17 protein-coding genes are annotated in these 20655 nt (G+C 72.4%); 7 read left to right on the top strand and 10 right to left on the bottom strand.

Translation table 11 applies throughout. The annotated features are described in order from the left end of the window. Positions 1-143: 143 nt before the first annotated feature. On the bottom strand, positions 144-773 hold the full coding sequence (locus tag ACF061_RS33710; protein WP_392270812.1) for a CBS domain-containing protein: 630 nt from the start codon (positions 771-773) through the stop codon (positions 144-146). A gap of 463 nt (positions 774-1236) precedes the next feature. Here ACF061_RS33710 and ACF061_RS33705 point away from each other — a divergent pair, with 463 nt between their 5' ends. After that, positions 1237-1437, top strand: a complete 201-nt coding sequence (locus tag ACF061_RS33705; protein ID WP_392270811.1) for a hypothetical protein — start codon at positions 1237-1239, stop codon at positions 1435-1437. Between the two features lie 208 nt (positions 1438-1645). Here ACF061_RS33705 and ACF061_RS33700 read toward each other — a convergent pair whose 3' ends face one another. Then, positions 1646-2599 (bottom strand): Ku protein, encoded by a 954-nt coding sequence (locus ACF061_RS33700; RefSeq protein ID WP_392270810.1) that lies wholly within the window; start codon positions 2597-2599, stop codon positions 1646-1648. 606 nt (positions 2600-3205) lie between these two features. Between ACF061_RS33700 and ACF061_RS33695 the strand changes: the two genes are divergently transcribed. Next, positions 3206-3748: a glycoside hydrolase family 25 protein gene (locus tag ACF061_RS33695; protein ID WP_392270809.1), complete on the top strand. Its 543-nt coding sequence runs from the start codon at positions 3206-3208 to the stop codon at positions 3746-3748. A 155-nt stretch (positions 3749-3903) separates the two neighbouring features. Here ACF061_RS33695 and ACF061_RS33690 read toward each other — a convergent pair whose 3' ends face one another. After that, positions 3904-4188, bottom strand: a complete 285-nt coding sequence (locus ACF061_RS33690; RefSeq protein ID WP_392270808.1) for a hypothetical protein — start codon at positions 4186-4188, stop codon at positions 3904-3906. Between the two features lie 25 nt (positions 4189-4213). Here ACF061_RS33690 and ACF061_RS33685 point away from each other — a divergent pair, with 25 nt between their 5' ends. Further along, positions 4214-4699, top strand: a complete 486-nt coding sequence (locus tag ACF061_RS33685) for a hypothetical protein (RefSeq protein WP_392270807.1) — start codon at positions 4214-4216, stop codon at positions 4697-4699. Between the two features lie 796 nt (positions 4700-5495). Continuing rightward, complete coding sequence (locus ACF061_RS33680; RefSeq protein ID WP_392270806.1) at positions 5496-6071, top strand: hypothetical protein; 576 nt, start codon at positions 5496-5498, stop codon at positions 6069-6071. A gap of 337 nt (positions 6072-6408) precedes the next feature. On the opposite strand, the gene ACF061_RS33675 is transcribed toward ACF061_RS33680, so the two are convergent. From ACF061_RS33675 to ACF061_RS33660, 4 genes are all read right to left on the bottom strand, one after another. Continuing rightward, complete coding sequence (locus ACF061_RS33675) at positions 6409-7254, bottom strand: RNA polymerase sigma factor SigF (protein WP_392270805.1); 846 nt, start codon at positions 7252-7254, stop codon at positions 6409-6411. A gap of 278 nt (positions 7255-7532) precedes the next feature. Beyond that, complete coding sequence (gene gvpJ, locus ACF061_RS33670) at positions 7533-7898, bottom strand: gas vesicle protein GvpJ (protein ID WP_392270804.1); 366 nt, start codon at positions 7896-7898, stop codon at positions 7533-7535. Between the two features lie 229 nt (positions 7899-8127). Further along, positions 8128-8445 (bottom strand): STAS domain-containing protein, encoded by a 318-nt coding sequence (locus ACF061_RS33665; RefSeq protein WP_392270803.1) that lies wholly within the window; start codon positions 8443-8445, stop codon positions 8128-8130. Then, positions 8445-12626 (bottom strand): SpoIIE family protein phosphatase, encoded by a 4182-nt coding sequence (locus ACF061_RS33660; protein ID WP_392270802.1) that lies wholly within the window; start codon positions 12624-12626, stop codon positions 8445-8447. Before ACF061_RS33660 ends, ACF061_RS33665 begins: the two co-directional genes overlap by 1 nt. A gap of 213 nt (positions 12627-12839) precedes the next feature. On the opposite strand from ACF061_RS33660, the gene ACF061_RS33655 reads away from it, so the two are divergent. Both ACF061_RS33655 and ACF061_RS33650 read left to right on the top strand, forming a co-directional pair. Next, positions 12840-14162, top strand: coding sequence for a PP2C family protein-serine/threonine phosphatase (locus tag ACF061_RS33655; protein ID WP_392270801.1), 1323 nt, complete (start codon positions 12840-12842; stop codon positions 14160-14162). Further along, complete coding sequence (locus tag ACF061_RS33650) at positions 14159-14515, top strand: STAS domain-containing protein (protein ID WP_392270800.1); 357 nt, start codon at positions 14159-14161, stop codon at positions 14513-14515. The genes ACF061_RS33655 and ACF061_RS33650 overlap by 4 nt, the downstream gene beginning before the upstream one ends. Before the next feature lie 300 nt (positions 14516-14815). Here ACF061_RS33650 and ACF061_RS33645 read toward each other — a convergent pair whose 3' ends face one another. Continuing rightward, the gene (locus ACF061_RS33645; RefSeq protein ID WP_392270799.1) at positions 14816-15094 is read right to left on the bottom strand and encodes a hypothetical protein; all 279 of its coding nucleotides are present in this window, start codon (positions 15092-15094) and stop codon (positions 14816-14818) included. Positions 15095-15639: 545 nt separating this feature from the next. Between ACF061_RS33645 and ACF061_RS33640 the strand changes: the two genes are divergently transcribed. Continuing rightward, positions 15640-16137, top strand: a complete 498-nt coding sequence (locus tag ACF061_RS33640; RefSeq protein ID WP_392270798.1) for a hemerythrin domain-containing protein — start codon at positions 15640-15642, stop codon at positions 16135-16137. 169 nt (positions 16138-16306) lie between these two features. On the opposite strand, the gene ACF061_RS33635 is transcribed toward ACF061_RS33640, so the two are convergent. Both ACF061_RS33635 and ACF061_RS33630 read right to left on the bottom strand, forming a co-directional pair. Next, on the bottom strand, positions 16307-18406 hold the full coding sequence (locus ACF061_RS33635) for a SpoIIE family protein phosphatase (protein WP_392270797.1): 2100 nt from the start codon (positions 18404-18406) through the stop codon (positions 16307-16309). Positions 18407-19286: 880 nt separating this feature from the next. Next, on the bottom strand, positions 19287-20489 hold the full coding sequence (locus ACF061_RS33630) for a PP2C family protein-serine/threonine phosphatase (protein ID WP_392270796.1): 1203 nt from the start codon (positions 20487-20489) through the stop codon (positions 19287-19289). Positions 20490-20655: the final 166 nt, after the last annotated feature.

Genomic DNA, 20655 nt, shown 5'->3' with positions numbered 1-20655 from the left:
GGCATCCGAACGTCGAGCGGGGCCGGCAGGCGGCGCCCGGTCCCGCCCGGGGTGCGCCGCGTCGTACGCCGGTCAGGTGTCGGCCGGGCGGGTCGTGCCGACGGGGCGTGAGCCGTCCGGCGACCGCCTCCCGGACTCCGGGGTCACCGGGGGTCGCCTTGGCACGTGGTGTCCTCACCGGTGTCGTCCCGGTCGTAGCCGAGCCGGCTCACCACCTCCACCACACCGTCGACGCCGTCGCACAGCCGCACGGCGACCGGGATCAGGCTCTTGCGCCGCACTGTGCCGCTGAGCACCACCCGGCCCTCGGCGACCTCGACCGTCAGCGCCGACGGTGGGAGGCCCAGCGTCCGGACGAGGACGTCCTCGAGGATCTCCTCCTGGATCGCACGGTCCCTGCGGAGGAACAACTGCACCAGGTCGCTCCGGCTGATCACGCCGACCAGCCGGCCGTCGCCGCCCACCACCGGCAGCCGCTTCACCCGGTGCCGCTCCATCGTCCGGGCGGCACGCACCGCGTGCCATCCGGGCTCCGCCACCACTGCGGGGCTGGTCATCAGTTCCCGGGCGGTGGTGCCCACACCGCCGGACGTGCGCCTGCGCAGCAGGTCCGCCTCGGACACCACCCCGACGGGCCGATCCTGGTCGTCGACCACCGGGACCGCGGTGATGTCGTACTCGTCGAGAATGCGCGCGATCTCCTTGAACGTCGTGCCCGGCCGCACGCTCACGGCGGCGGGCGTCATCAGATCGCCGACACTGCGCTGCCTCATGGCTCAGCGTCCTCCTCACCCCGCTGGGAGCTGCCTCGCCGACCCGCGGGGCGCGCCGGGGCGGTGGGGTCCGGGCGCGCCGGCTCGGCTGCCGGCAACCCCAGTCCACCGCACCGCTGCCCTTTCCGCTGAGGCCGAACAGCCCTCCCGGGAGCCCCGAAGGTCCTCCGTCCGGCGCGTCGGCTCCTGACGGGAGACGTACGCACGGAGGGAGCCTGGGTGGGCCGATGGCCGTGCCCCGCGCTCGAGTCACCGTCCGTCGACCCGACGACGGTCGAGGACGCGGCGGGGCTCAGCGCGGAATCACCCACTCGGGCGGGCCGGACACGGTCCAGCGCCGGTCCTGATCGAAACCGGCGCGGCGAAGGCCCCTTGACCGCGGCGAGCCGTCGGTGATCGTGGAGCAGAGTGTTCGAACGGGGGCGGGGAAGGAGTAGAGCGGGAGGGAGGACAGGAGACAACCGTGACCGCCCTCGCGATCTTTCTCCTCATCGTCGGGACGCTCTTGGTCCTGCTCGGAGCACTGCTGGTTCTCCTCGGGACGCTGTTGATCGCTGTCGGGGCGGCCTTGATCCTCATAGGGGTGGCCCTGATCGCCGTGGGCGCGTTCCTGCTCGTCCGGAGGCTTCTCGCCCGCGGTCGCACGCGATCCCACTCGTGGTGAACCGGGCGGCGGCCGTTCGGCACGGCCGCCACCGACCACCGGCGGCGGTGGCCCGCGACCGTCCGACGGTCGTCCGCATGGGCGCGCCGGGGCGTCCGGAGGCGCGCGGGCTGTACTGCTGCCTCGGCTTCCGGGAGCTCTCGCGTGACGTGTCTCTGGTCAAGACCACGGCCGCGGGCTGAGGACCGGTCGTCCGGGCGGCCACTGGTCAGGCACTGCGGCGGGGCTTCCTGGCAGCGGTCTTCTTCGCCGCGGCCTTCTTCGGCGCGGGGGTCTTCTTCGCCGCCGCGCTCTTCCCGGCCGCCGGCTCGCCGCCCCGCTGCCGTGCCGAGGCCTTCTTGGCCGGCAGTTCGTGCACCTCGGCTCCGCCCGCGTCGCCGCGAGAGGCTTTCGCCCGGGCCACGGACTCGTTCAGGGCGGCCATCAGGTCCAGCACCTTGCCCGGCTCGGCCTCGGGCTCCGGCGCTCCGGCCGGCTCCCGGTGCTCCCGCTTGGCCTCGATGATCTCCTCCAGCGCCTCGGTGTAGGTGTCGCGGAACTCCGGGCCGTCCAGGTCCTCGCGGGTCATGCTGTCCATCAGGGCCAGTGCCCCGTCGATCTCCTCCTCGGTCACCCGTACCTGGGGCGGGGCGACCTGCGCGGGGTCACGGATCTCGTCGGGCCAGCGCATCAGATGCAGCACCAGCACGTCCTCGCGCACCCGCAGCAGCCCCAGACGCTCACGGCCGTGCCACGCCCACTTGGCGACCGCGACCTTCGACGAGCGGGCCAGCGCCTGCCTCAGCAGCTTGTAGGGCTTGGCGGCGACCTGTCCGTCCGGGGCGAGGTAGTAGCCCTCACCGATGCGGACCGGGTCGACGGAGGCGAGCGGCACGAACGCGTCGATCTCGATGGCCTTCGCCGTCGGCAGCGGCAGGTTGTCCAGCTCGGCGTCGCTGATCGGGACGACCTGCGTGCTCGACCACTCGTACCCCTTGCCGATCTCGCCCTGCCCGACCTCACGCCCTTCCAGCTCGCACACCTTCCGGGTCCGGATCCGGCCCATGTCCGACAGGTGGTACTGGTGGAAGTGGACGCTGTGGTCCTCCGTCGCGGACTGGACGTGGATGGGCACGGTGACCAGGCCGAAGCTGATCGCGCCGGACCAGATCGTGCGAGGCATACCGGCAACCTCCGTCACGGGACCCCGAGCACTACCAGGCTACGAGCCCTCCCCGGCCGCGGCACACCCGGAGCGCGGCGCGGGCACCGGGGCGCCGCGCGCCGCGTCCCCGGGCTCCACGGTCGCGCCACGCGTCACCGCCGGGAGAGGAGACGGGCAGGAGGGTGTCCGGGGCGGGAGGAACCCGCGGTGATGGACCCCGCGGGTTCCTCCCCGGCCGCGTCGAGCGAGGTCCGCGCCAGTCGGCCCGGCCGGCCCCTGATCCGTTCGGCGGCCTGACCGGCCGGAAAAGTGACTGCGGGCGCGAAGGCGACCAAGTCAGCGGCTCGACCGTCTGGTTGACGCGCCGGGCCGCCCGGAGACGTCCGGACCACCACCCGGCGCGGGTGCCGTCCCCGGGGCCCGACCGTCGTCGTTCGAGACCGTGTCCGGCCGTGGAAAACCGACAACTCCGGAACCGTTTCAACTCTGGTAAGGGTCGCCGCCCCCGCCGGTGACACCTCCTCAGGGCAGATTGCCTGCTCAACTACCTTTTCCGCGCGCGACACTTGGCCCGTCGGCGTAATGTCGGACACGTAGTCTTCGCTCCGACGGATGGAGCCTCTCATGAGCATCAGAGGCATTGACGTGTCGTCGTTCCAGCCGGACGCCTACGACGTCTCAGGGCTCGACTTCGTGTTCATCAAGGTCACGGAGGGCCACAGCTGGACGAACCCCAAGTGGGTCGCCCAGCGGCAGACTGCCCGCAAAGCGGGACTGGTCACCGGCTTCTACCATTTCGCCCGCCCTGGACCGTACGAGGTTCAGGCCGACTACTTCCTGTCCAAGATCAACCTGGTGGACGGTGACATCCTCGCCCTCGACTGGGAAGATCCCAGAGTCTCCGGGGAGTGGAAGGACGCCTGGATCAAGCGGGTGCAGCAGAAGGCGCCCGGCCACAAGGTGATCCTCTACTGCGACCGGGATTTCTGGTTGAACCGCGATACGACCTCGTTCGCCGGTGACGGCTTGTGGATCGCCGAGTACAACGGCCACCCCGGCAGGCCCGACATCGAGCACTCCTGGGTTTTCCACCAGTACACCGACCATCCGGTGGACATGGATCTCGGGAACTTCGACGACAAGGCGGAACTGGTCACATGGGCCTGACAGCCGACCACCGCTGAACCAGCCGCCCCGCTCCCGGCGGATCTCGCACCTTCGCCTCACCACGGCCGTCGGGTGTGTCCGACGAGCACCGCCGTCGGGCATCAGGCGCGGATCGACCGGGAGATCGGCTCTGCCGTCCTACCGCTGCGTCCGTCCTACCGCTGCGTCCGGTCCGGAGGAGGGGCGGGTTCAGGCGTCGGTCCAGGTCCGTCCGCGCTCGTCCACCTCGATGCGCTGGAAGCGCGGCCCGGGAAGTGTGCCGTGCCGATGGCGACGTCTCCTCCGGCGAACCGGTCGAGGAGTTCCTGCCGGGTCTTCAGGGCGTGTCCGACGTCGACGTCGGAGAGGAAGGAGATGCCGGTGTCGTTGAGCTGGAGCGGGTGGTGGACGGAGTCCGCGATCGGATACACCTCTTGGCCCGCGTCGGTGATCTGCACCATGTAGTGGCCGGGGGTGTGACCGGGTGTGTGGTGGGCGACGACCCCGGCGGCCGACTTCGACGCCCTCCCGGTCCGCGACCGCGACGCGGCCCGCCACCTGTTCCTCGACGCCGAGGCCCGCACTCGGCTGCCCGACTGGGAGAAGGCCGCCCGGGACACCGTCGCCTCGCTGCACCTCCACACCGGTCGCCACCGCACCGACCCCGCCCTGCCCGCCCTCATCGACGACCTGTCCGTCCGCAGTGACGACTTCCGGCACCGGTGGGCGCGGCACGAGGTCGCCACCTGCACCCACGGCACCACCCGTTTCCACCATCCCCTCGCCGGCGGCCTCACTCTCGGCAATGAGTCCTTCGCCCCCACCGACGACCCGGACCTGCGCCTCCATCTGCTCACCGCCGGGCCCGGCAGCGCCGATGAACAAGCCCTCGGCCTCGTCGCCGGCAGGCCCTTCGCACCGACCGAGCCCCCCTCCGCCGGCAAGGGCCCGGCGAGCGAGGGCGACGGGTAACCGGCCGGCTGGAGCAACACGACCGCGCGCCTCGGGGAAGCCGTGTCCCGAGGAGGGCTGGGAGGGACGTACCCACCACCTTCCGCCGTGTTCGTCCGCACTGCCGGCCACCCGCTGAGCGAGGCGTGCCGACGCTGCCGGGAGGCGCCCATCCGTGCCTGTCTGTCTGCTGCCTGTCTGTGACGGCGCCGGGCACGACGCGACGGGCGCCGCGCGCGGCCCACGCCCCCCGGTTCGGCAGTGCCCGGGCGGGCGGCCGGGGAGGCGGGCGGCGCTCGGCGGCCCCGACGCATGGCGCCGAGGGGCCCACCGGCGCCGGGCGCCCGACCGAACGCCGCTGCCGAGGGGCACCGGCGGGGGCCCTACCGCCATCCGCACCACGAGCCTCCGCGAGCCGGCCCTTCCTCTCCCCTGCGACACCGGCGGACGGGGCGGGAGCACATGGGGGTCCGGCGCCCCGTGCCTCACATGGAACCTACGACGGTCCGCATGTCAAGCATCGACCATCGACTCGCCGGTGTTTTCCGTCGTCCCGGCACCCCAAGGAGTGAGCAGCCATCAGAAGATCACCTTTTAGGAGTAATTGTCATCCAAACTGCCCGTCGCCGCGCCGTTCTGACGTCTTCTCAGGTAGTCGCGGAGGTGGCGCGGTGGCGCTCCCCGTACCCCGATCGGCCCCCTGGGCCAAGAGATCCGACATGCCCGACATGACAGCTCTTGGGGGCGTTAGTACGTTCAAATGCATCGGCTGCCACAGCCGGCTTCTATCTGAGACTGAGACAGGAGAGCAAGAGACATGGCCATGACCCGTTCCCACGCGCTCGCCGCGGCCGTGGCGGCCGCCGCGGCCCTGACCGCGACCGGCATCACCTACGCCACCGCCGCGCCCGCGCCACAGTCGGCCCCGGCCGTCGTCCAGCAGGCCCCCGTCCAGGCCCCCGCCCCCGCCCAGGCCCCCCCGGCTGCCCCCGCCCCCATGGGCGGCGACGTCGGCGGCAACGGCGGCAACGGCGGCAGGGGCAACGAGGGCAATGAGCGCGGCGGCAACGAAGGCAACGAGCGCGGCGGCAAGAACTTCGAGGAGGGCTGGATCCACATCAACGAGCGGTCCTACTCCGCCCGTCCCGGCGGTTGCATCACCGTCGTCAGCGGTCTGGGTTCCAAGAGCCTGAACATCCGCAACGACAGCCGCCGGACCGTCGAGGTCTTCCGCGGCGCCACCTGCGACAACGGCGCCCCGATCGCCACCGTCGGCCCGCGCAGCTCCAGCGACGGCGTCCGGACCGGCCACGTCGAAGGCGGCGTCCACGTCAAGAACGGCGTCGTGGGCAGCTTCCGCGTCGTCGAGCGCCACAAGGGCGGCGAGTACTGATCCGGCGCACCACCGCGACACACGACACACCGGAGAACGCCGGCCCGCCGTAATCAGGCCGGGGCTCCACCACCAGGCGCATGACACGAGAACCCCGGCCCGTCAAGATCGGGCCGGGGTTCTCGTGCGGGTCGGCGCCGTACGGGACGCCGTCCGTCCGCGGGCCGGGCCCGCAGCGGAATCCAGGGCGGGGGCGGCCGGACGACCGGGGCAGCGGCCGCGACGACGCCGGGAAGGGCGCGGCCGCTCCCGGCTCACCGGGTCGCGACGGCTCGTGTGGTCTTGCGTTCAGCCGGTCGACGGCACGCTCACGGCGCCGCGTTCCCCGTGCCCGCCGTCACCCCGTGGCGAGCATGCCTTCGCGCAGACGCGCCAGGCAGCGCGAGAGCAGACGTGAGACATGCATCTGGGAGACGCCCAGACGTTCGCCGATCTGGGCCTGGGTCAGTTCCTCGACGAACCGCCAGTGGATGATCCGGCGGTCGCGTTCGTCGAGCGTGGCGATCAGCGGGGCCAGGGCGTGGAAGTCCTCCACCAGTTCGAGCGCCGCGTCGTCGACGCCGATGAACTCGGCCAGGGGCGTCTCGCTGTCGTCGCTGGTGCTGAGCGCGGCGTCCAGCGAGGCGGCGCTGTAGCCGTTGGACGCGATGCGGGCTTCGACGACCTCTTCCTCGCTCAGGCTCATGAGCTCGGCGAGTTCCTTGACGCTGGGAGTACGGCCCATCCGGCTGCGCAGCTCCTCGGTGGCCCGGGCGAGGTGGACGCGGGCTTCCTGCAGGCGGCGGGGAACGTGCACCGCCCAGGAGGTGTCACGGAAGAAGCGCTTGATCTCGCCGACGATGTACGGCACGGCGAAGGAGGTGAACTCCACCTCGCGGGCGAGCTCGAACCGGTCGATCGCCTTGATCAGCCCGATCATGCCGACCTGGACGATGTCCTCCATCTCCTCCGGGCCCCGGCTGCGGAACCGGCCGGCCGCGAAACGGACGAGGGACATGTTCATCTCGATCAGCGTGTTGCGGGCGTACTGGTACTCGTGCGTGCCCTCGTCCAGAGTGGCGAGCCGGTCGAAGAACAGCTTCGACAGCTCCCGGGCGTCCCTGGGGGCCACCTTGGCGGCGTCGCCGATCTCCGGCAGCGCCGTCCGCTCGCTCTCCTGGGTGCTGCTGGCCGTGATCGTCATCGTCGGTGCCCCTCCCGCCCTTGTGTCCGGGCCTGGTTTCCACTGTCTCGAGGCCGCGCTTACCCCCAGCGCGGCCGGTCATGTGCGGCAATCCCTCATTGGCCGGGGAACGTCGCAGCGAATGACAGCCGTGCGCGTCGTCCGTCACACGCGGCAACCGTCTTCGTCGTCCGTCACACGCGGAGGCCGTATTCGTCGTCCGTCACACGCGGCCCTCGCCTCTCGGCGGGCGGGATCCGCGCCGGCGCCGCGGCCTTGCCGCTGCCCCGCGCGGCGCCCTACTTCCGTCCCGCCTCGTCGCGGGCCTGCTGGAAAGCGTCGGAGATCGTCTGCGCGGCGCCGGACAGAACTCCCTTGGTCGCCCCGCGGGCCCCCGACTCGGAGATACGTCCCGGAAGTTCGGTGATCCCCGCGGGCTTGCGCGGACCCGATTCCAGATCGAGGCGGTTGCACGCCTCTGCGAAACGCAGATAGGTGTCGACGCTCGCCACCACGATGCGTATGTCGATCTTGAGTATCTCGATGCCGACGAGGGAGACCCGCACGAACGCGTCGATCACCAGTCCCCGGTCGAGAATCAACTCCAGCACGTCGTACAGACCGCTGGAGCCTCCCCCGCCGCCCCGCTGCGTCGCCACGGTCATCCCGGTCAGCCCTTCGCCATGGTGTGCGGTCGTGCCCCGACCGTTCTCCCGGTACCCGGCTGTGTCCGGAAAGGCCGCGGCGCCCTGGAAGAGCCGGTGGCTCCCCTACCGCCCTCCCAGACCCGGATAACCGCGAGGTCCGTTCTCAAACGGAAGCCGGCGACCGACCGGCCCGTCGCGCCACCGGGTCGGCTCCTCGTCACCGGCCCCGGCGCCACCGGCACCGTGCTCAATCACCGCCGTCCGTGGGACGTGGGAGGTCACAGCCGTGGATGGTGGTGAGCTCGGCCAGACCGGAGATGGTCAGCACGGGTGCCAGGAGGGGGTTCGCGACGAGTTCGATGCGGCCGACGTGGCTGAAGAGCACGCTGAGGCCCGCGCTGTCGAGGTACTCGACGCCGGTCAGGTCGAGGACGAGGCGGCCGGTCGTGCCGGCGAGGGCGTCGGCCAGGACGTCGGTGTTGCTCATGTCGATCTCGCCGACCGCGGTCAGCAGCGCGGTCCCGTCGGACCGTCGGCCGGGCGTGAGGGTCAGGGGTGCGGTCATCAGGCGATCCTCGTATGCATGTCGACGGTCGTGCCGGACGGGCCGGAGGTGACGGTGACCTGGCGCATCAGTGCGCGCATCAGGCTCATCCCCCGGCCCCGGTGGGTGTTGAGCTCGGGCTGCGGAGTCTTCCAGCGTCCGGTGTCGGCGATGGTCAGGTGAAGGTCGTCCACGAACGCCTCGGCCCGGAAGTACACGGTCTCGCCGGGGCTCTCACGGTGTCCGTGCTCGATGGCGTTGGCACAGGCCTCGCCTGCGGCGACCAGCACGTTCTGCACGGTGCCCGGTGGCAGGTCGCACTGGTCGAGCCAGCCGCGCAGGGCCTTGCGGACCGGTGCGAGCTGAGAGGACTCCGCCGGGAAGGACATCTCCAGGGGCGCCGGATGCCGGTACAGCAGCAGGGCGACGTCGTCGTCGTACCCGCTGTCGGGGGCCAGCCTGGCCATCACCTGGGTGGCGAGTTCGTCGACCGCGGTGTTCCGGCCGTCCTGGAGGGCCTCGCCGGCCTGGCCGATGCCCGCGCTCAGCGGGCGGCGGCGGCGTTCGACGAGCCCGTCGGTGTAGAGCAGCAGGGTTCCGCGCGCGGGAATGGTGCAACTGCCCTCGGGACGCTCTCTGCCGGGGCGGACGGCCAGGGGGAGGGAGCGCGCGTCCTCCAGGAGCCGGGTGGCGCCGTCGGGGTGGACGAGGATGCCGGGCGGGTGTCCGGCGCTGGAGTAGGTGAGCTGTCCGGTCTCGGCGTCGAGGACTCCGCAGAAGACCGTGGTGCAGACCGCTCCGGGAATGCCGGCGGCGAACCGGTCGAGGGCCATCAGCGTCTGGGCGGGGCTCGCGTCCTGCAGCAGCAGGGCCCGGCAGGCGCTGCGCAGCTGGCCCATCACGCTGGCGGCTTCCAGACCTCGGCCGACGCAGTCACCGACGACGATGCCGATGCGGCCGTCGGCGAGGGTGACGGTGTCGTACCAGTCCCCGCCGACCTCCAGGGGCCGGGTGGCGGGCTCGTAGCGGACGGCGAACCCGTCGGGCAGGTGCGAGGGGCCGAGGATGGCGCGTTGCAGGGCGATGGCGGTCTCGCGCTGCTGGTCGATCTGGTGAGCGCGGGCGAGGCCCTGGGCGAGGTGGCCGCCCAGCAGGGACAGCAGCAGCTGGTCCTCGCCGGTGAAGGGCCGGTGCTCGCCGAGGTCGATCCACAGGGCGAGCGGCCCGTCGGGGTGCTCCAGCAGGATGCCCGCCCCGTTGTGGTCGGTGACCGGGGTCAGGAGCGGTCCGCGGCGCAGGTCGGCGAGGAGTCCGCGGCGCTCGGCGGGCACCTGCTGCCAGGTGAGCGACGGGTCGGTGGCCGTCAGTGTCGGTTCGTCGCCGTGGTCGAACCCCGCGGCCATGACGGTCCGGGCACGCCACAGCTTCTTCAGCTCGCCCAGCGCGCCGCTGAGCGCCTCGTGCAGGCTGACGGCCCGGGACAGGCAGGTGCTCAGCGCCGCGAGGGCGCTCTCGCGCTGGATGGCGTAGTGCTCCGCGGTCACGTCGCGGAAGGTGCCGACGACGACCTGGCGGTCGGAGTCGGGGTCCCGCACCTGGTTGAAGGTGGCGCTGACCCACAGCCGGTGGCCGTCCTGGTGGGTGACGGGGATGGTGTAACTGCCCCGGGTCCGGCCGAGCAGTACGGCGAAGGCGTTGGCGACCTGCCGGTGGGCCTCGGGGTCCGTTCCGGCGTCCGGCCACCACGGGTGGACGGGCTGGTAGGGCAGGCCCTCGGGACCGTAGCCGAGGATGCGGGTGAACGCGGCGTTGATCTCGACGACCGCGCCGTCCTCGTCGCAGACGAAGAAGGCTTCCTGGAGGGAGTCGACCAGCGCGGTGCGCCACCGGGCGTGATGGGTGCGCAGCCGCGCCAGCTCGATGTTGGCGCGGACGCGGGCGAGGAGTTCGGCCGCCGCGAACGGCTTCACGAGGTAGTCGTCCGCTCCGGCCTGGAGGCCCTCGATGGACGCCTCCTGCCCGGCCCGGGCGGAGAGCAGCAGCACCGGCAGGGACGCGGTCCGTGGATCGGTCCGCAGCTCCGCCACCAGGGCCAGACCGTCCAGGCGGGGCATCATGACGTCGCTCACGACGAGGTCGGGAGCGTCCACGCGGATCGCTTCCAGGGCCTGCCGGCCGTCCTCGGCCGTGCTGACCCGGTAGCCGGCGCCGCGCAGCAGCCGGGTGAGGTACTCGCGCATGTCGGCGTTGTCGTCGGCGACGAGCACCCGTGCGTCGGCCGCCGGACCGGCCACGGACCGTACGTCGGCCGGCTCCGCCGTGTCCCGGAGCTGCTCGGTCGGAGCGGTTTTCCGCGCCGTGTCGCCGGGCAGCCAGCGCAGGGCTTCCTCCACGTAGGGATCGGTCGTGGACGGGGTCGGGGTCCTGGCCGAGCCGGCTTCCGGGAGCAGGGCGTCGGCGGGCAGGTGCGCGGCGCCGAACGGCAGACGGATGGTGAACCGGGTGCCCTCGCCCACGGCGGAGGTGGCGGTGATGGTGCCGCCGTGCAACCCGACCAGTTCCTTCACGAGGGCCAGGCCGATGCCGCTGCCCTCGTTGGAACGGGAGCGGGCGTTCTCCATGCGGTGGAACCGTTCGAAGAGCCGGGGCATCTCCTCGGCCCGGACACCGATCCCGGTGTCCGCCACGGTCACCACCGCCTCGTCGTCCTCGGCGCGCACGCCGACGCGGATCGAGCCGTCGAAGGTGAACTTCAGGGCGTTGCTGAGGAGGTTGAGCACCACCTTCTCCCACATGCCCCGGTCGACGTAGACCGCCTCGGGCAGCGGGACGCAGTCGACGTGGAAGTCCAGGCCCGCCTTGTCGATGGCGGAGCGGAACACGCTCGCCAGTTCACCGGTGACCGCGGCCAGGTCGACGGGCTCGTAGCTCGCCTGCATCCGGCCGGCCTCGATGCGGGAGAAGTCCAGCAGGGTGTTGACCAGTTTGCCCAGCCGCAGCCCGTTGCGGTGGATGATCTCCAGTTCCTCGCGCACGTCCGCGTCGGCGTCGGCGAGGCGGGTCCGCAGTTCCTGGACCGGTCCCATGATCAGCGTGAGCGGGGTGCGGAACTCGTGGCTGATGTTGGAGAAGAAGGTGGTCTTGGCGCGGTCCAGCTCCGCGAGTTCCTCCGCGCGCCGCTGCTGCGCCTGGTAGCTGCGGGCGCTGGCGACTCCCGTGGCGACGTGCGCGGCGACCAGTTCCAGGAAACCGCGGTAGGCGTCGTCCAGGGCCCGGTAGCGGTTCAGGCCGACCACCATGAACCCGTACGAGGGGCCGCCCTGCCGCAGCAGGGGCACCACCAGCGCCTGGGTGGGCGCCTCCGTCCAGGCCCCGGTGGGCAGGTCGGTGAAGAGCGGTCCGTCCAGCGGCATCAGCGCGGACTCGCCGCGGGCCGGCGCGGCCGTGGGCCACACCGTCCCGGCCTCCGGCCGGACGGTCCGCACGGCGGCCGGATGGCCGGCCGGTATCCCGGTGGCCGCGGCGAGCCGGGCGCTGCCGTCGTCCTGGAAGAGATAGGTCAACGTGAACGGCAGATCACGCGGGTTCCCGTCCATCTGCTGGCGGGCGAAGTCGAGCATCTCCTGCTCGGTGCGCACCACGCTGGGGTCGGAGCCGAGGTCGCGCAGAGTGGCCATGCGCCGCTCGCCGATGACCCGCTCGGTCTCCTCGCTGACCACGCACAGCATGCCGACCACGTGGCCGGCGTCGTCGCGCAGCGGGCTGTAGGAGAACGTGTGGTAGCTCTCCTCCGGGTATCCGGCGCGTTCCACGAAAAGCAGCAGCGCCTGGTCCCAGGTGGCGTCGCCCGTGGTGAGGACGGTGTCGATGCGCGGGCCGATGTCGTCCCAGATCTCCGCCCACACCTCGCTCGCCGGCCGTCCCAGGGCCCACGGGTACTTGCGGCCCAGGGTGGCGCGCCGGTAGGCGTCGTTGCAGAAGAACGTCAGCTCCGGCCCCCACGCCATCCACATGGAGAACTTCGACGAGAGCAGGATGCTCACGGCCGTCCGCAGGCTCTGCGGCCACTCGGCCGGATCGCCCAGCGGGGTCGCCGCCCAGTCGACCGCCTCGAGGTCCCGGCCGACCTCCCGGTCGGCGGTGAACACGTCGGCCCGTCCACGCGACGGCACGTCGAGTTCGGCGTCCTCGGAATGTGCCACTGCCCACCCTTTCCATCGCGTCCGTCTCTCGCGGAAGCGCCGTCCATCGGCCGCGGCCATTGTGCCGTCCGGTCGCGCGCCGGAAGCCTCCGGAACCGTGACAGCGTGCCCCGACCGTGGGGCACCTGCACGAGTTCTTTGACGCGATCCGTAGGATAGGGCAACCGTGCCTCGGGCTGACGGGCACGGCAGCCGGGGAGGGACGGAGAAACCATGAAGGCGACCGAGGACGACTTCCATACGGGTATGGGAGCGGCCTCGGACGACGAGGACCGGCTCGCCGCGGTGCGCCGTTACCGGATCCTGGACACCGCGCACGACGGCGCGTTCGACAGGATCGCCGCCCTCGCCGCCCGTGTTCTGGACGTTCCCATGGCCGCGGTGGCGATCGTGGACAGGGACCGGGTGTGGTTCGTGGCCACGCACGGCCTCGACGCCGGTGAGATCGCCGACGCCCCGGGGCTGTGCGCCTCCGCCGTCCCGCACGGGGAGCCCCACGTCGTCACCGACACCCTCACCGATCCGCGTACCGCCGAACACCCCCTCGTCCGGGGCGGCGCCGGCATCCGTTTCCACGCCGCCGCCGCGATCACCACGGCCGACGGTCACCGTCTGGGCACCGTCAACGTCCTCGACACCCGTCCCCGCCGCCCCACCGACGACCAGCTCGAGGCGCTGCGGGAGCTGGCCGCACTCGTCATGGACGAACTCGACCTGCGCCTGGCCGCGATGCGCACGGTCGCCGCCGAACGCGAGCGGCGCACCGACGCCGAGCGTCTGGCCCGCACGCTCCAGCGCACTCTGCTGCCGCCGACCCTGCCGTACGTGCCCGGGCTCCACGCGGCCGCCGCCTACCACACCGCCTCCTTGGACGAGGTCGGCGGCGACTTCTACGATCTGTTCCCGCTGGACGGCGACCGCTGGGGCTTCTTCCTCGGCGACGTGTGCGGCAAGGGCGCGGAGGCGGCGGCCCTGACCTCCCTGACCCGTTACACGCTGCGCGCCGCGGCCATCTACGACCCCGATCCCTGTGCCGCCCTGCGCAACCTCGACACGGTCCTCAAGGGCGAGTACCAGGGCGACACCCCCCGGTTCTGCACCGCCGTGTTCGGCGTGCTCCAGCCCGCGCCCGACGGATCCTTCAGCGTCACATTGGCGGGCGGCGGCCACCCTCCGGCCCTGGCGATACGCGCGGACGGCTCCGTCGAATCCGTGGCGACGACCGGCGGCCAGCTGATCGGTATGCTGCCCGACCCGCAGTTCGTGGAGGTCACCACCCGGCTCGCACCCGGCGACGTGCTCCTGCTGTACACCGACGGGCTCATCGAGGCCCATACCGCGGAGGGCGGCATGCTGGGCGAGGACGGGCTGGCCCGTCATCTGTCCCTGCACGCCGCTCAGGGAGCGGACGGCCTGCTCGCCACGGTGGACAAACTCATCACCGACCTGGGGGCCGGGGTCAGTGACGACACCGCGCTCCTCGCCCTTTCCGTCCCGCCGAGCCGCGTTCCCCCAGCCGCACAGGAGAAAAGGTGACAGACCGCACTCTGACCACCGCCCGTCACACCCACCCGTCCGGCGCCGTGGTGCTGGCGGTGGCCGGCGAACTCGACCACCACACCGCCCCCGATCTGACCCTGGCGATCCAGGAGACCGCCTTCAGCCAGGACGCTCCGGTGGTGATCGACCTCTCCGACCTCGCCTACTGCGACTCCACCGGCATCACCGTGCTGATCACCGCCTACCGTCGTGCCGGGGAGGCGCGCACCCGGCTCGCCCTCGCCGGGCTCAGCGCCGATCTGATGCGCGTCTTCCGCATCGTCGGCCTCGACCAGATCTTCACCTTCCACCCCGACGTGGAAGACGCCATCGGCGCCCTGTCCTCCTGACGCGCCGCCGCCCCGCGCGGTCCGCGGGAACCGGCTCCGCACCCGCACGGCCCGGCCTGGCCCTTGTACCGCTCGCGGCCGCTGCCGGGGCGCGTGGGCGACCGCGCCGGCAGCGCGCCCGGGTGCGGTCGGCCGCCGGCCATGCCACGGCCGGCGACGACAGGACCGGCCGGCCGCTGGCTCTCGCACGGGCTCGGGCCGGGATCCGCCGTGGGGCGGATCGGCGTGCCACCGGGGCGGGCCGCCGCCCGACGCCGTCCGGAAGATCGCCGCGGCCCGTCCGCCGCGCCCTCCTCGCGCTCACGCCCGCGAGTCGCGGCGGACCCGCCGGGCGCGGTGCGACTCACCGGGGGCGATCAGCAGCAACGCCGCCCACAGGGCGGACTGGACCGCGGAGCCGAGCACGGTGCGCACGCCCGCCCCGGTGGCCATGGCGGAGGCCAGAAGACCGACGGAAAGGACCAGGAACGCGAGGTAGAACAGCGGAGCCGAGCGGAGGATCACGGCCGCCCATGCGGAGAACCGCGACGCCCCCCGTTCCTGACGCGGCGTCATGAAGCCGCTCGGACGATCGTTCATGTCATCACTCCCAGGAAAACCGATCGGACCGCTCGCGGTGTCCCGCCTCCCCCGGCCGGTGGGCACGGTCGCGTGGCCCTCGACGGACGGCCGCCGAAGCGGCCGGTTCGTCCTTCACGGCGACCGCGACTGCGGCCCGAACGCCCGCGCCAGGTCCACCGCCGCCGTCGTACACGGCGGAACGACGGAACTCACGGCGTTCCTGCCGCGTCCGGTGTCTTCGCCGCACCGGCTTCCCCGCCCGGCCGGCGGGGCCCCCGCTTTGTTACGGGTGCCCCGGCGCAAGCCGTGGACACTCGTTGCCGGGGGCCGTCTCTGCCGGGTGGCGTGGCCGTGGGGCCCGCCCGGAGCGCCGGCCCCGGCGCATCCGGCTTGTCCTTCCTCCGGAGTTCCGGCCTTCTCCGGCCCGCGCGCCCGGTCGCGGGGGGCGTCCGGGCGAGGTGGGTCGCCGTACCCGGCGCCATACCCGAAAGGCGCACGTCTGAGCTGCGGGAACAGGGGTATCCGAGGCCGGAACCTGGTCGCCCTAGCAGTGGGGAGTCACCGTGTCGTCCACCGACGTCGTCGAGCTCATCCTGAAGGACCATCGGCGGATGGAGGATCTGTTCCGCACCATGCGCAACGCGGAGGCCGACCGAGCCGCCGCTCTCGAGGAATTCGCGCATCTGCTCATCGCCCACGCCTCGGCCGAGGAGGACGAGGTCTATCCGGCCCTGCGGCGTTACAAGAACGTGGACGGCGACGACGTCGACCACAGTGTGCACGAGCACCACGAGGCCAACGAGGCGCTGCTCGCCCTGCTCGAGGTCGAGGACACCGGCTCCGAGGAGTGGGACGAGAAACTGGAAGAACTCGTCACCGCGGTCAATCACCACGCGGACGAGGAGGAGCGGACCCTGCTCAACGACGCGCGGGAGAACGTCGCCGCCGACCGCCGTTCCCAGCTCGGCGCGGCATTCCGCGAAGCGCGCGCCAAGTATCTGGACAGCGGGTGCGGCAGCGTCGACAACGTGCGCGAGCTGGTTGCTTCCGTCCGCGGGTGACCTTCTCCTGCGGCGAGCGGCCTGAGGAGCGGTCGGCTGCCCCGGACGTACGGGCCGGGCCGCCGTGTTCGCGGGGCCGGGGACGCCGGGCGGGCGGCCGCCGGGGCGCGCGCGACAGCGGACCCGGTTCCGCGGCTCCGAGCGGTGCCGCTCGGGCCCTGGCCGGACGTCAGGGGGCGGGCCGGCCGGACGTCGCCAGGGGGCGCGCTCGGGCGATGAGAAGGGCCACGTCGTCATGGCCGTCGGGGTGCCGGAGCTGCTTCAGGAGCTGGTCGCAGGTCTCTTCCCCGGAGCGGTTCGGCGCCGCGAGCAGACGCAGCAGGTCTTCCAGGCGTTCGTCGATGGGGTCGCCGCGGGTTTCGACCAGTCCGTCGGTGTACAGGACCAGTCGATCGCCGGGCCGCAGGCCGAGGGCGGTGGTCTCGAAGGGGACGCCGCCGACTCCCAGCGGGGTGCCGGTGGGCAGGTCGAGGAGTTCCGGTGACCGTTCGGCCCGGATGAGGACCGGCGGCAGGTGGCCGGCCGAGGCCACCCGCAACTGGGCGTGGTGGGGGTCGTAGACCGCGTACACGCAGGTGGCGATGTAGGGGTCGAGACCGTGCGTGATCCTGTCGAGGTGAGTGAGGATCCGGGCCGGGTCGAGGTCGAGGTCGGCGAGGGTGGAGGTGGCGGTGCGCAGGCGGCCCATGGTGGTGGCGGCCTGGATGCCGCTGCCCATGACGTCGCCCACCGCCAGGGCGGTCCGGTCACCGTCCAGCGGAATGACGTCGTACCAGTCGCCGCCGACCTCGCTGAAGGCCTGTGCGGGCCGGTACCGGGCGGCGACCTCGAGCCCGGGGTGGCGGGGCGAGAGCCGCGGCAGCAGACTGCGCTGGAGGGTTTCGGCGGCGTTGCGGATGTGCTGGTGCAGGACGGCGTTGTCGATGCTCAACGCGGCGCACGAGGCGAGCTCGCAGGCGAGGGTGAGGTCGGCCTCCTCGAAGGGCCGGGGGTTGCGGGCGCGGGCCAGTCCCATGACGCCGATCATGTGCCCGCGGGCGATCAGGGGGATCGCCATGTCGGTGTGGACTCCGGCCTTGGCGAGCAGTCGGGCGGCCTCGGAGTCGGCGGCGATGCGCGCCAGGTCACCGCCGTCCAGGTGGCTGATCAGCAGGGGCCGGCGGGTGCGGATGCAATGGGCCGCCGGGTGGGCCGCGTGGTAGGCGGTCAGACGGCCTGGCGGAACGAGCGCCCGGGCGGCCTCGGTGGGGTAGGCCATCTTCACCGCCAGGGCGCGGAACAGCGCAGGATCATCCTCGGCGGCGCCCGTGTGCCCCGTGTGCATGACGGAGTCCAGCAGGTCCACCGCGACCATGTCGGCCAGGTCGGGCACGAGCACGTCGGCCAGTTCCTGTGCGGTGCGCTCCACATCCAGGGTGGTCCCGATGCGGGCGGAACCGGTGGCCATCAGGCGCAGGCGCCGCTCAGCCCGTTCGGCTTCCCTGGCCGCCCGGTAGCGGTCGGTCTCGTCCACCACCACGGTGACGATGCCCAGCACTCGCCCGTGGTGGTCCTCCAGCCGGTAGAGCGACATCGCCCAGGCGTGGACGTTGTGCGGGTCGGCGGGAGTACGGCCCACCACCTCCTGGCCCACCACGGGAACGCCGTTCGCCAGCACCTGCCGCATCGCGGCCTCCGCACCGGAGAACGGCGCGCTGGGCAGGATCTCCCTGAAGCGCCGGCCGATGTGGTCGGCGTCGGCGACGCCGTGCATCTCCGCCAGGGCAGGGTTGACGGCCAGGTACCGCAGGTCGGTGTCGAGAACGGCCAGCCCGATCGGCGCCTGGGCGACCAGCCGGGAGGACAGGGCCACCTTGCGTTCCAGATGCTGCAACGTGGACCGGTCGGTGGCCAGGCCCAGCGCGTAGTGGTCGCCGAGGCTGTCCGTCAGCCGCATGTTGCGGAACTCGATCATCCGGGTGCTGCCGTCCTTGTGCCGGACGGGGAAGGCGCCCGCCCAGCCGCGGCCGGTCTCCATCACCTCGGCGAACAGCTCGATCGCCGCGTCCCGGTGTTCGGGGTGCAGGAGCAGCGGCGCGGCGTACTGGCCGACCGCCTCGCCGCGGGCGTAGCCGAACAGCTTCTCGGCCTGCGGACTCCACATGTCGATCCGGCCGTCGGCCTGCACCAGCACGGCGGCGACGCCGAGCACATCCATCAACCCGCTCGGGCCCGCCGCCACGCCCTCCGGACGATCCGGCCGCTCGGGGCGCTGCTTCGCTCGGCTCATCGCACTCGCTCCTTCCACCCGCCGGCCTCACCGGAGCGGCCGCGGCGGTACGGCGGGCAGGCGCGGCGGACTTCCCGCTGATCGGCGCTCCCGTCCACGGGCGCGCGGCGGAACCCGCGACGGCCGGGGGGACACGCCGGGGAGGACGCCACGTCCGGAGTCGGCCCCGCGTCCCGGGCGATCAGCACGAGATCCATGGTGGGCTCACCTCACCGGGCCGGTCATCACTTCACTCCTACCCCGCCTCGCCGCCGACGGTCCTGGGCGACGCCGGCAGTGACGCACGGCCGACGGTGGGTGACGTGTGCCCACGGGCGGCAGCGGGGGCAGTTTCCGCATGCCCGGTAATGGCTCCGTTCATCATTCACTCACTTGGGGGAATTTCGTGGGATTGTCCGACCGCAGGCGGCCGTCGACCGGACAGGGAGAAGGGCGCGGGACGTCCGAGGTGCGGACGGGTCGGCCGCCCGGCGGCCGATCGTTTCCGGAGCCCTTCGACGGTGATCCGGTGGAGCGCGGTCGATGGAAGGGTCACGGGTCTGTTCGCATGGGGGTGGCCGACTGGGCCGAGTGCGTTTCCTCCTCGGTCGCCGGGGATGGCCTCGACGCTTCCGGGACCGATGACTCCGGTCCCGGGCGAGCCGTGTCGTCGTGGCGGCACGGACACCGAACTCTCACTGAACTCTCACTCGAATTATCCAGTATCCCCCGGGCGGGTCGAGGTGGCGGCCCGCGGCTCGTCGTCGAGGACGGCCGCGTTCGGGCACGGGCTTCTCCACGGCCTGTCGGCCGTTGCCGGGCGGCGCGCGTGCCGATTCCCGTCGGTCTGCGTGCGGACCGGGCGGGAGCACTGACCGACGCCGGCTTCGACGCACCGGTGTCAGGTGTTGGAGCCGCCGTTGGTGCGGCGCTGTCCTGAACGGCTGCCGTGCCAGTCCAGCACCAGGGTGGTGGCATCGTCCGTCAGCTCTCCCCCGCAGGCGTCGTCGGCCGCCGCGGTCAGCGCCCGGACCACTTCGCGGGGGTGTTCGTCACGGGTTTCGCGGATGAGGGCCGGCAGGTCGACCGCGGCGGCGTCGCGCTCGTGCATGCCGTCGGTGATCAGTACCAGGCGGTCGCCCGGCTCCAGGCGGAGGTGCTGCACCCGGTAGGTGACCGGAACGGGCACCCCGAAGGGCAGGTCGACCTTGACGGCCAGCTCCTCCACGTGATCACCGCGCAGCCGCAGCGGCCAGGGGTGGCCGGCGTTGACCAGCTCGCAGGCGCCGGTCTCCAGCTCGACGCGCGCCAACTGTCCGGTGGTCATGCCGCGGGCGTTGCCGGTGATCGCCCGGTGGGCGGCGTACGCCTGGTCTAGGAGGCCGAGGCCGGCGCGGCGGGCGCCGCGCAGGGCGTTGACGGTCAGCGTGGCCAGCAGTGCGGAGGCCGTGTCGTGCCCCATCGCGTCAGTGATCGACAGATGGAGGACGTTCTGGTCGAGGGCGTAGTCGTAGGTGTCGCCACCGATGTCGTCGGCCGGGGCCAGGCCACCCGCCAGGGTGAAGTGGGCCGCCTCGCAGCAGGACGCCGACGGCAGCAGCTGGTGCTGGATCTCCGCGGCCAGGCTCACGACGGTGGTGCGCCGGCCCCAGTGGTAGAGGTCGGTGAAGCGGCTGTCGGTGACCACTATGTACGCCAGTGCGTGCGCTGCCTGCGTCACCGCCTCGCGGACCGTGTCGTCCGCGTGCGGCACCACCATGTCCAGTACGCCGATGCAGTCGCCGCGGTTGGTCACCGGCGCCACCAGCCGGCAGCCGCCCTCCCCCGCTTCCTCCTGGTGCAACCGCTGGGAGCGCAGCACCCGGGCGTAGACGCTGCCCGCCAGTTCGATGCGCTCCGCCGCGCCGGGCACCTGCCCCACCGGTCCGGCCCTGGGCAGCCGAACGGCTTCCCGGCCGAGCATGTCGACGAAGAGGAACGACACCTCCATCGCGGAGAACCGCTGCGCCAGGTTCCGGGCCACCACGTCCACCGACTCCACTGGAGCCGCGTCCTCCGCCGCCCGCAACACCTCGTCCAGGCCCAAGCCCTCATCACCGGCCACAGGCACCTCCCCGGTCCGTCCGCCCGGGTTCCCCGCGGTCCGGCCCGGATGCGCCGGAGCGCGCGGTGACCGGGACGGCCGGCCCGGCACGGCGGACCCGACGGACGGGGAGGAACGCGGCCGACGCCGGGCGGGAGCCGGTCGTGAAGGCCCGGGGGCGGGCCGC

This window comes from Streptomyces sp. NPDC015220, from assembly GCF_043079345.1.
Classification (GTDB): Bacteria; Actinomycetota; Actinomycetes; order Streptomycetales; family Streptomycetaceae; genus Streptomyces.
This window is presented reverse-complemented; position numbering and strand designations above follow the sequence as displayed.

Coding starts and splice junctions, on each gene's coding strand:
- ACF061_RS33710 (WP_392270812.1), bottom strand. CDS start 773: ATGAGGCAGCGCAGTGTCGGCGATCTGATGACGCCCGCCGCCGTGAGC.
- ACF061_RS33680 (WP_392270806.1), top strand. CDS start 5,496: ATGGCCATGACCCGTTCCCACGCGCTCGCCGCGGCCGTGGCGGCCGCC.
- ACF061_RS33700 (WP_392270810.1), bottom strand. CDS start 2,599: ATGCCTCGCACGATCTGGTCCGGCGCGATCAGCTTCGGCCTGGTCACC.
- ACF061_RS33645 (WP_392270799.1), bottom strand. CDS start 15,094: ATGAACGATCGTCCGAGCGGCTTCATGACGCCGCGTCAGGAACGGGGG.
- ACF061_RS33655 (WP_392270801.1), top strand. CDS start 12,840: ATGAAGGCGACCGAGGACGACTTCCATACGGGTATGGGAGCGGCCTCG.
- ACF061_RS33635 (WP_392270797.1), bottom strand. CDS start 18,406: ATGAGCCGAGCGAAGCAGCGCCCCGAGCGGCCGGATCGTCCGGAGGGC.
- ACF061_RS33695 (WP_392270809.1), top strand. CDS start 3,206: ATGAGCATCAGAGGCATTGACGTGTCGTCGTTCCAGCCGGACGCCTAC.
- ACF061_RS33690 (WP_392270808.1), bottom strand. CDS start 4,188: ATGGTGCAGATCACCGACGCGGGCCAAGAGGTGTATCCGATCGCGGAC.
- ACF061_RS33665 (WP_392270803.1), bottom strand. CDS start 8,445: ATGACCGCACCCCTGACCCTCACGCCCGGCCGACGGTCCGACGGGACC.
- ACF061_RS33675 (WP_392270805.1), bottom strand. CDS start 7,254: ATGACGATCACGGCCAGCAGCACCCAGGAGAGCGAGCGGACGGCGCTG.
- gvpJ (WP_392270804.1), bottom strand. CDS start 7,898: ATGACCGTGGCGACGCAGCGGGGCGGCGGGGGAGGCTCCAGCGGTCTG.